Consider the following 680-nt stretch of genomic DNA (forward strand, 5'->3'; position numbering starts at 1 on the left):
GCTCTGCGAGGCCCTGTGGCTGGCGGCACTGGCCTGCGCGCTGGGCCTGCTGCTGGGCCACGCTCTCGCGCACGGGCTCGGCCGGGTGCTGCAAGCGCAGGGCCTGCTGCCGGTCAGCGGTCTGCTGTGGCTGCCCGCCGAGGCCGGCCTGCCCCTGCTCGCCGGCGCACTCGCCGCATTCGCGGCGCTGCTGCCCAGCGTGCTGGCCTACCGCACCGACGTGGCGGAACTGCTGAGCCAGCCTTGATGAACCGATACCCACGCTTCCCCCACCCCCTCCGAAAGGTCCTGCCATGAAGAAACTGTTCACCGCCCTGGCCATTGCCACCCTGCTGCTGACCGAGGCCAGCGCGCATTCCGACAAGGAGACGCAGGCGGACATCGAGCGCCACCGCGCCATGGCCGCCGCGCACGAGGCCGCGGCCAAATGCCTGGAATCCGGCAAGGACCACGACGCCTGCCAAAAGGAACTCCAGAGCGCGTGCAAGGGCCTGGGCATTGGAAAATACTGTGGCATGCGCCACGAGCACTGATCCCTCGCCGCCATGCCCGCCACACCACGCCTTGCCGTTCAAGCGCCAGCCCCTGCACGCCCTGGCATCCGTTCGGCCGTTCTGGCGCTGACCCTGAGCGCCTGCTGCATGGGCGGCGCGGCGGCGCAGGGCGCCAGGCCCGCGGCC

Annotated in this window: 1 protein-coding gene and 1 pseudogene; both read left to right on the plus strand. The window is 71.3% G+C overall.

Annotated features, from left to right (window positions below; all coding sequences use genetic code 11):
- Window positions 1-247: pseudogene (locus tag VTU_RS30300) on the plus strand (ABC transporter permease); the annotation flags it as partial.
- 46 nt (window positions 248-293) lie between these two features.
- Window positions 294-533 carry a hypothetical protein gene (locus VTU_RS0124640; protein ID WP_010110464.1) on the plus strand — a complete coding sequence of 80 codons (240 nt, stop codon included), beginning with the start codon at window positions 294-296 and terminating at the stop codon, window positions 531-533.
- The last annotated feature ends 147 nt before the right edge of the window (window positions 534-680 follow it).

The sequence above is a fragment of the Verminephrobacter aporrectodeae subsp. tuberculatae At4 genome, assembly GCF_000193225.1.
In the GTDB taxonomy this organism is placed as follows: Bacteria; Pseudomonadota; Gammaproteobacteria; order Burkholderiales; family Burkholderiaceae_C; genus Acidovorax; species Acidovorax aporrectodeae.